Origin of the sequence: Aeromonas sp. HMWF015 (assembly GCF_963878965.1) — a bacterium.
Classification (GTDB): Bacteria; Pseudomonadota; Gammaproteobacteria; order Enterobacterales; family Aeromonadaceae; genus Aeromonas; species Aeromonas veronii.
In genome coordinates this window covers 1-8,034 of record NZ_CAWNZT010000368.1, presented here as the reverse complement: position 1 = coordinate 8,034, position 8,034 = coordinate 1, and the positions used below count along the sequence as shown (strand labels likewise).

General features: G+C 60.4%; 9 protein-coding genes and 1 pseudogene. 6 read left to right on the top strand and 4 right to left on the bottom strand.

Annotated elements, in window-relative coordinates:
- Positions 1 to 35 precede the first annotated feature (35 nt).
- Together nfuA and AACS18_RS18720 are read right to left on the bottom strand one after the other, a co-directional pair.
- Positions 36 to 614 carry a Fe-S biogenesis protein NfuA gene (nfuA, locus tag AACS18_RS18725; RefSeq protein WP_005340636.1) on the bottom strand — a complete coding sequence of 193 codons (579 nt, stop codon included), beginning with the start codon at positions 612 to 614 and terminating at the stop codon, positions 36 to 38.
- Between the two features lie 80 nt (positions 615 to 694).
- Positions 695 to 1,423 carry a ComF family protein gene (locus AACS18_RS18720; protein ID WP_108613010.1) on the bottom strand — a complete coding sequence of 243 codons (729 nt, stop codon included), beginning with the start codon at positions 1,421 to 1,423 and terminating at the stop codon, positions 695 to 697.
- A 38-nt stretch (positions 1,424 to 1,461) separates the two neighbouring features.
- Here AACS18_RS18720 and bioH point away from each other — a divergent pair, with 38 nt between their 5' ends.
- The 4 genes from bioH (at position 1,462) to AACS18_RS18700 (ending at position 3,664) form a co-directional block, all read left to right on the top strand.
- A complete protein-coding gene (gene bioH, locus AACS18_RS18715) occupies positions 1,462 to 2,226 on the top strand; it encodes a pimeloyl-ACP methyl ester esterase BioH (protein WP_108613009.1) in 765 nt (254 codons plus the stop codon).
- Between the two features lie 71 nt (positions 2,227 to 2,297).
- Positions 2,298 to 2,531: a flagellar basal body rod C-terminal domain-containing protein gene (locus AACS18_RS18710; RefSeq protein WP_108613008.1), complete on the top strand. Its 234-nt coding sequence runs from the start codon at positions 2,298 to 2,300 to the stop codon at positions 2,529 to 2,531.
- A 1-nt stretch (position 2,532) separates the two neighbouring features.
- A complete protein-coding gene (locus AACS18_RS18705; RefSeq protein ID WP_058056364.1) occupies positions 2,533 to 3,300 on the top strand; it encodes a putative metalloprotease CJM1_0395 family protein in 768 nt (255 codons plus the stop codon).
- An 85-nt stretch (positions 3,301 to 3,385) separates the two neighbouring features.
- Complete coding sequence (locus tag AACS18_RS18700) at positions 3,386 to 3,664, top strand: hypothetical protein (RefSeq protein WP_005340630.1); 279 nt, start codon at positions 3,386 to 3,388, stop codon at positions 3,662 to 3,664.
- Positions 3,665 to 3,734: 70 nt separating this feature from the next.
- On the opposite strand, the gene AACS18_RS18695 is transcribed toward AACS18_RS18700, so the two are convergent.
- Together AACS18_RS18695 and greB are read right to left on the bottom strand one after the other, a co-directional pair.
- Positions 3,735 to 6,044, bottom strand: a complete 2,310-nt coding sequence (locus AACS18_RS18695) for a Tex family protein (protein ID WP_108613019.1) — start codon at positions 6,042 to 6,044, stop codon at positions 3,735 to 3,737.
- A 204-nt stretch (positions 6,045 to 6,248) separates the two neighbouring features.
- Complete coding sequence (gene greB, locus AACS18_RS18690) at positions 6,249 to 6,722, bottom strand: transcription elongation factor GreB (protein WP_005355349.1); 474 nt, start codon at positions 6,720 to 6,722, stop codon at positions 6,249 to 6,251.
- A 249-nt stretch (positions 6,723 to 6,971) separates the two neighbouring features.
- Between greB and ompR the strand changes: the two genes are divergently transcribed.
- Together ompR and AACS18_RS18680 are read left to right on the top strand one after the other, a co-directional pair.
- A complete protein-coding gene (ompR, locus tag AACS18_RS18685; RefSeq protein ID WP_005340625.1) occupies positions 6,972 to 7,694 on the top strand; it encodes an osmolarity response regulator transcription factor OmpR in 723 nt (240 codons plus the stop codon).
- Positions 7,691 to 8,034, top strand: a pseudogene (locus AACS18_RS18680) (two-component system sensor histidine kinase EnvZ); the annotation flags it as partial. The gene ompR and the pseudogene AACS18_RS18680, both read left to right, overlap by 4 nt.

The following is an 8,034-nucleotide window of genomic DNA, read 5'->3' as shown; positions in this document are numbered from 1 at the left end:
TGGCGGGGCCTTTTCTTTGCTGCAAGGGCTGCAAATCAGTAGTAAGAGTGGTCGCCGCGCTGGTGCTCGGTGGCGTCTTTCACGCCGTTGAGCTCACCCGGGAACTTCTCCAACAGCTGCTTCTCGATCCCCTCTTTCAGGGTGTAATCGACCATGGAGCAACCGTTGCAACCGCCGCCAAACTGCAGGATGGCCAGTTTGTCTTCAGTCAGCTCGACCAGGGTGACCTTGCCACCGTGACCGGCCAGCATGGGGTTCACTTCGGACATCAACACGTACTCGATGCGCTCGATTAGCGGCGCGTCATCGGCCACTTTACGCATCTTGGCGTTCGGTGCTTTCAGGGTGAGCTGGGAGCCCATCTGATCGGTCACGAAGTCGATGGTGGCATCCACCAGGAAGGGGGCGCTCAGGGGATCGACCATGCAGTCGAAGCCGCTGAAGGGCAGGTGTTGATCTTCCGGGTCCACGGCATCGGGCGGGCAATACGATACGCCACACTCGGCATTCTGGGTTCCCGGATTGACCACAAACACCCGGATATTGGTGCCATCAGGCTGTTTTTCCAGCAGTTTACGGAAATGGGCCTGGGCGGCGTCGGAAATGCTGATCATCACTATCCTCATAAACCTGAGTGTACGACTAGGGTATTCATGATAACGCGGTTATTAATGCTTGGGTAGCATGCCGATGGCTACTTGCTGTGCCGCAGGGTACGACAGATTGCCCACACTTCTACCTTTGTGATGCCGCTCTCATGGAGCAAACGGCTGAGCTGCCCGGCGGTGGCGCCTGTGGTCACGACGTCATCGAGCAGGGCGACATGGCGATAGTGGTGGGGGCGGATCCGGAATGCCCCGCGCAGATTGCGCCGGCGTTGCCCGGCGCTCAGGGTTGTTTGCTGCGGGGTCGCCTTGATGCGCTGTAATAGGGTGTTGTCGCAGAGAATGTCGGTGAACTCGCCAAGGGCTTGCGCGATCTCCTCCGCCTGATTGAACCCGCGCCGCCACTGCCGCCACCAGTGCAGGGGAACCGGAATGATCGCCTCCGGCGGCTCGCGGCCATCCAGATGATCGGCCAAGAGGCGTGCCAGTAGCGGCGCCAGCAGGATCTGGCCGGAATATTTGAGCCGGGGGATCAGCATGGGATAGGGGGTTTGGTAGTCGCCAATCACCTGCAACCGCTCCCAGGGGGGAGGTCTGCGCTGGCAGCGACCACAGACCGGTATGCTCTCTTCTATATAGTCTGTCAGCGGTGCGGCGCAGAGGCGGCATCTTGGCTGTGACTGGTGCAGCGCCTGCCGACACCAGCTGCATAGCAGGGGCTCGTTGTCGCAAGGTTGATGACAGAGCAGGCAACTCCCTTGCCAGTCACCGTGGCTGCCGAGCAGCGGGCTTGCTTTAGCGAGCAGTCGCTTTAACATGCTGACCCCAAGAGCATGAACAGGGATCTTGAGTCTAGATGAGCATATCGGTAGAGCGCTTTGGCCAGGGGCCCGATCTGGTGCTGTTGCACGGATGGGGGATGAACGGTGCGGTCTGGCATGGCATAGCCCAACAGTTGGCGCCCCACTATCGGGTTCATCTGGTGGACTTGCCCGGCTTTGGTAACAGCCCGCTGGCAGACGAGGTGGATTATAGCCAGCCCTGGCTTGCCGAGCAGGTGGCTGCCATCTTGCCGCAGAAGTGCCATCTGCTTGGCTGGTCCCTCGGTGGTCTGGTAGCAAGCCAGCTGGCGCTGACTCATCCCGATCGGTTGCACTCCCTGATCACGGTAGCCAGCTCTCCCTGCTTTATGGCGCGGGACGAGTGGCCCGGAATTGCCCCCAAGGTACTGACCGGCTTCAATCAGATGTTGGCGGGAGATTTTCGCCAGACCATAGAGCGCTTTCTGGCGATCCAGGCAATGGGCAGTGAACATGCCCGGGACGATATCCGTCAGTTGCGCCACTGGCTGGCCGAGCGCCCGGCACCCCAGTTTGCCGCACTCGAGGCCGGACTGACGCTGTTGGCCGACGTTGACCTGCGCGAACCGCTGCGGGAGCTGGATCTGCCCTGGTTGCGGATCTATGGCCGACTGGATTCATTGGTACCCAAGGCGGCCATTCCCCTGCTGGATGATCTCTACCCAGCCAGCCGCAGTGTGACCCTCAACAAGGCCTCACACGCGCCTTTTATCTCCCATCCTGACGAATTCGTTGAAATCGTTCGAGATTTTGTTGGCTAAAAAACAGCCTGCAAGCTTCATTAATCCTCTGGTCTGGCGGATAATTAAGCTGTGACCAGAGGAGTAACACCATGCGTATTGATTCTGCTTTCAACAGCGGGGTACAGGGATTTCAGCGAGCTGAGCAGATTGCCGACAAGGCATCCAATCAGATCGCCCGCCTCAACACCCCCAGCGGGGATCAGGTGCAAGTGACCGATGAGCTTGCCAACCTCAAGGTGGCCGAGCAGCAGGCTGGTGCTTCCGCCAAGGTAGTGCAGACCGCCAGCGACATGATGGGAACCCTGATCGACATCCGGGTGTGAGATGAACATCAATGTCAGTCTGCCCCCTCTTATCCCGACACAGCTGCAACCCCAGGTGGAAGCGGCGAGGACGGATAATCGCCGGGCAGAACTGATCCCGCAGGCCCGAGCGGGCCAAGCCTCCGTTGCCGAATCCGAAGTCGGCTCCCAGAAAGAGAAATCCAAAGCCGGTCAGGCCTCCAGCAATCAGAGCTCCCAGAACAGCCGTGAAACCGGGCAATTAGCCCCGACGACACTGCCAGACAATCGCTTTGTTGAGGCAACTGGTGAGGATGGGCAGCGCAAGCAGCAAGATCCCAAACAGCAGGAGCAGCAACAGCGGCAAGAGCAGCAGGTTCAGGATCTTGTCGAGCGTGACAAGGAGGTGCGTACTCATGAGCAGGCTCACCAGTCTGCGGGTGGAGAGTACGCTAGCTCACCCACCTATCAGTTTACGCAAGGGCCGGATGGCAAGCGTTATGCGACGGGTGGCGAAGTCCAGATCGATACCAGTGTCGTACCCGGTGACCCTGCCGCTACCATCGCCAAGATGCAGCAGATCCGCTCTGCAGCGCTGGCGCCTGCCGAGCCTTCTGCGCAGGATTTGGCCGTCGCGCGCAGCGCCGCCGCCAGTGAAGCCAAGGCGCGCAAAGAGCTGATGGCCGAGCAGAGCGCAAAATCGGGCGGCGTGCTGAGTGCCTATATGGACAAGCGCAACAGCGTCATCGCGGGCCACTATCAACAGGCTGTCAGCCCGGCCTCGACCCAGTCCCTCAGTCTGCATATCTGAATCACCCTCGCCAAACTTTCAGCTGCTTTGCCTGTTTTGCAACTAACCTGAAGATCAGGCCCATTCCAATTTCACAGGAGCTGTCATGCATTTCGATGAAGTCAAAGCGGAAGATTTCACCACCTTCTCCCGTGTACCGCCCCCCCACCTGCAGATGGAGCAGTTTCTGATGCAGCTCGGGGGAGGGGGAACTGAAGGAACCAGTTTCAAGAAGAAAGTGATGCTGGCGGCTGGCTGGAGCCACACCGGCGTCGTCTCTTACGGCAAGTATCCGCAAGAGGCCTGCAAGGCATTCAACCGACTGCGGGAGGTGCTGGCCCAGCATGGAGAGCCCGAGAGCATTCTTGCTGCCCTGGCGCAGTGATTCTGAGCTTTGCGTGTAAAAAAGCCCCTTGCGGGGCTTTTTGCATTCAGAGGCGTTCCGGACGGTGTCATTACTTTTTCGCTTTGGAAAGCGCTGCCGCGAAGGCGTTGCCCATAGCACCACCCATTGGGGCGTTTTGGCGCGGCTCATTTCTTGGTTTGGTGTTGCCAGCACTGCTGTTGCGCGCTTCAGCCGGCTTGCGGGCGGGTTGCCCTGCCTTTTCGTCGAGACGCATGATCAGACTGATCCGCTTGCGCGGAGCGTCCACTTCCAGCACCTTGACCCGCACAATATCGCCCGCTTTGACCACCTCACGGGGATCCTTGATGAAACGGTCGGTCAGGGAGGAGATATGCACCAGACCATCCTGATGAACACCGATATCGACGAAGGCGCCGAAGTTGGTGACGTTGGTGACCACCCCTTCCAGTACCATCTCTGGCACCAGGTCGCTGATCTGCTCCACCCCTTCCTTGAAGGTCGCGGTTTTGAACTCGGGGCGCGGGTCGCGGCCCGGTTTGTCCAGCTCGCCGATGATGTCGGTGACGGTAGGCACACCGAATTGCTCATCGGTGTAATCGTCCGGTTTCAGGCTGCGCAGCAGGCTGCTGTTGCCGAGCAGGCTCTCCACGGTCTGCTCCAGCTTGGCGAGGATCCGCTCAACCACCGGATAGGACTCCGGGTGCACCGCCGAGCTGTCGAGGGGATTGCTGCCGCCGCGAATGCGCAGGAAGCCGGCGCACTGTTCGAAGGCTTTGGGGCCGAGTCGGCTTACTTTCAGCAACTGCTGACGGCTCTTGAAGGCGCCGTGCTCATCCCGGTAGGCGACGATGTTCTGGGCCAACGTCTGGGAGAGGCCGGAAACCCGGTTGAGCAGGGCGACCGAGGCGGTATTCACATCCACACCGACCGCATTCACGCAATCCTCGACCACCGCATCCAGCCGGCGGGCCAGCTGGCTCTGGCCGACGTCGTGCTGATACTGGCCCACCCCGATGCTCTTGGGATCGATCTTGACCAGCTCGGCCAGTGGGTCTTGCAGGCGGCGGGCGATGGAGACGGCGCCACGGATCGAGACGTCGAGATCCGGGAACTCCTGGGAGGCGAGCTCGGAGGCGGAGTAGACCGAGGCCCCCGCTTCGCTGACTACTATCTTCTGCGCCTTGGCGGCGGGGTAGCGCTCGAACAGATCGCTCACCAGCCGGTCAGTCTCCCGCGAGGCGGTGCCGTTGCCGATACTGAGGAGCTCGACCTTGTGTTTCTGGCACAGCTCGCTCAGGGTCTTGAGGCTCTGATCAATCTGTCGTTTCGGTTCGAACGGATAGATGGTGGCGTGATCGACCAGCTTGCCGGTGGCATCCACCACGGCAACCTTGACCCCGGTTCGGATGCCCGGATCCAGCCCCATGGTGCAGCGCATGCCCGCCGGGGCCGCCATCAGCAGATCCTTGAGGTTCATGGCGAACACCTTGATCGCCTCGTCTTCGGCTGATTCACGGATGCGGCCGATTAGCTCGGTTTCCATCTGCAGGGAGAGCTTGATCTTCCAGGTCCAGCTCACCACCCCTTGCAACCATTTGTCGGCCGGGCGGTTCTGCAGATTGAGCTTGAGGTGGTGGGCAATGATCCCTTCGCAGGGGCTGGCACCCTCATCCTCACCGGTGACCAGCGCCAGATTGAGGATCCCTTCGTTGCGGCCGCGCAGCATGGCCAGCACCCGGTGGGAGGGGGCCTTGTGCAGAGGTTCGTCGTGTTCGAAGTAATCCTTGAACTTGGCCCCCTCCTGCTCCTTGCCTGCCACCACGCGGGCGCGCAGGGTGGCGTTTTGCCACAGATAGTCGCGCAGCTTCTCCAGCAGGTCGGCCTGTTCGGCGAAGCGTTCCATCAGGATATAGCGGGCTCCGTCGAGGGCAGCCTTGCTGTCGGCAATGCCCAGTTCGGCATTGAGGAAGGCGGTGGCAGCCTGTTCGGGATCCTGCATCGGGTCGGTGAGTAGCAGGTTGGCCAGCGGCTCCAGCCCGGCTTCGATCGCCATCTGCCCCTTGGTGCGGCGCTTGGGCTTGTAGGGGAGGTAGAGGTCTTCCAGCCGAGTCTTGCTGTCGGCGCCATTCAATTCGCGCATCAGCTCGGGGGTCAGCTTGCCCTGCTCCTCGATGGAACGAATGATCACCTGACGGCGATCTTCCAGCTCACGCAGATAGCCGAGGCGGCTCTCCAGAGTACGCAGTTGGCTGTCGTCCAGACCGCCGGTCACCTCTTTACGGTAACGGGCGATAAAGGGCACGGTCGAGCCTTCATCCAGCAGGCGCACCGCGGCCTGCACCTGTTCCGGGCGAGCATTGAGCTCACCGGCAATCTGTCTCTCTATGGTTTGCATCATGATGTTGTTGAGGGCCTCTGTGGTCGAGTCCGCGCCATCAGGCGCCAAGTGTGAGCACTATATGGGGTCGTGTAGCGGGATGCCACCCTGCGCCGGGGTCTGCACCAGTCAGACTGATAAAGTCGCAGGGGAGGGCGCTTATCTCTTGCCGCTGCACCTGTGACTCAGGTTGTGGCTGTGGCAAGCAGTTCGCCAGCAGTCCGGCTATTTGGGGTAGCTGATCTCGTTGATATACCAGCAGACGTCACCCACTGGCGTACGGACGATGGCTTCATCCCCGACCTCTTTCTTGAGCAGGGCGCGGGCCATGGGGGAGTCGATGGAGATGTAATCCTTGCGCTCGAAGATCTCGTCATAGCCGACGATGCGAAAGCGTTTGGTCTCGCCCTCTTCGTTTTCCACCTCGACCCAGGCACCGAAGAACACCTTGCCCTCCTGCGCGGGGGCATAGTCGACGATCCCCAGCTCTTCGAGACATTTGCGCAGGTAGCGCACCCGCCGGTCGATCTCCCGCAGCCGCTTCTTGTTGTACTGGTAGTCGGCATTTTCGCTGCGATCCCCCAGACTGGCGGCCCATGCCACCTTCCTGGTGACCTCGGGGCGCTCTTGACGCCAGAGGAAATCGAGCTCTTCTTTCAGCTTGTTGTAGCCTTCGCGGGTGATCAGCTTTGTTTTCATGGTGATGCGGACCTGGTCAAAGAGGGGTATTCATCGCTAACTGCTCGGGAATATTAGCTTTTGTCCTCTTGCTGTCGAGGGAAATCGTGATGGTTCGGCTGGCGCCATTCAGGGAGTTGCTGACCAGCGCTGTGACTTGATGGCCGTCACGCTCTCGGGATGGGTAATAACCGGTAACATATTTGTGCTTTGCTCCCGCTATATCCCCCCCTAGTATTGGGGGCAGCTAAAGAATGAAGAGGCAAAGCAATGAGTCAGCAGCAATACAAGGTCCTGGTCGTGGACGATGACCTGAAATTACGTTCCCTGTTGGAACGCTATCTCACCGAGCAGGGATTCGTGGTGCGCGGCGTGGCCAATGGCGAACAGGCCGATCGCTTGCTGACTCGTGAAAACTTCAGCCTGATGGTGCTAGACCTGATGTTGCCGGGGGAGGATGGGCTTTCCATCTGCCGTCGTCTGCGCGAAGCGGGCAACCAGATCCCGGTGCTGATGCTCACCGCCAAGGGGGATGAAGTGGATCGCATCGTCGGGCTCGAGATGGGGGCCGATGACTATCTGCCCAAGCCGTTCAATCCCCGCGAGCTGTTGGCGCGGATCCGTGCCGTGCTGCGTCGCCACACCGTCGAGTTGCCGGGGGCTCCTTCTGCTGCAGAGAAGGTGGTCAACTTCGGGGCTTTCCAGCTCAATCTGGCTACCCGCGAGCTGAGCCGGGATGGTGAGCCGATGGCGCTCACCAGCGGTGAGTTTGCGGTGCTCAAGGTGCTGGTCAGCCATCCGCGCGAGCCGCTCTCCCGCGACAAGCTGATGAATCTGGCCCGTGGCCGCGAATACACCGCCACCGAGCGCAGCATCGACGTGCAGGTCTCTCGCCTGCGCCGCCTGCTGGAACAGGATCCGGCCCAGCCCCGCTATCTGCAGACCGTCTGGGGTCTGGGGTATGTGTTCGTGCCAGATGGTGACGGTGCATGAAAAAGGTCGGCAGCATGTTTTCCCGCATGCTCTGGTTTCTGGCCGCCGTCCTGGTGGTCTATCAAGCGGTCTCCTACGTCACCTTCTACAACTATCTGCTGGCGCCGACCGTCAAGCAGATCAGTCACTTGCTGGCCAATCAGGTCAAGCTGATCTTTCCGGTCAACACCGAACAACTGGCGCTGAGTGAAGATGCCGAGGCGCTGGTCTATGTGACGACCGGTACCGATATCTATACCCAGAGCGAGGCGGTGCAGCATGGCTTCAACGAGGCCAAGCCGTACCCCTATCTGGAGGAGAACATCAGTCGCGAGCTGGGTGGCCCGGCCAAGGTGCGGGT

Excerpts from the sequence above, each read along its gene's own strand:
- nfuA (WP_005340636.1), bottom strand. The coding sequence starts at position 614 with ATGATCAGCATTTCCGACGCCGCCCAGGCCCATTTCCGTAAACTGCTG.
- AACS18_RS18720 (WP_108613010.1), bottom strand. The coding sequence starts at position 1,423 with ATGTTAAAGCGACTGCTCGCTAAAGCAAGCCCGCTGCTCGGCAGCCAC.
- bioH (WP_108613009.1), top strand. The coding sequence starts at position 1,462 with ATGAGCATATCGGTAGAGCGCTTTGGCCAGGGGCCCGATCTGGTGCTG.
- AACS18_RS18710 (WP_108613008.1), top strand. The coding sequence starts at position 2,298 with ATGCGTATTGATTCTGCTTTCAACAGCGGGGTACAGGGATTTCAGCGA.
- AACS18_RS18705 (WP_058056364.1), top strand. The coding sequence starts at position 2,533 with ATGAACATCAATGTCAGTCTGCCCCCTCTTATCCCGACACAGCTGCAA.
- AACS18_RS18700 (WP_005340630.1), top strand. The coding sequence starts at position 3,386 with ATGCATTTCGATGAAGTCAAAGCGGAAGATTTCACCACCTTCTCCCGT.
- AACS18_RS18695 (WP_108613019.1), bottom strand. The coding sequence starts at position 6,044 with ATGATGCAAACCATAGAGAGACAGATTGCCGGTGAGCTCAATGCTCGC.
- greB (WP_005355349.1), bottom strand. The coding sequence starts at position 6,722 with ATGAAAACAAAGCTGATCACCCGCGAAGGCTACAACAAGCTGAAAGAA.
- ompR (WP_005340625.1), top strand. The coding sequence starts at position 6,972 with ATGAGTCAGCAGCAATACAAGGTCCTGGTCGTGGACGATGACCTGAAA.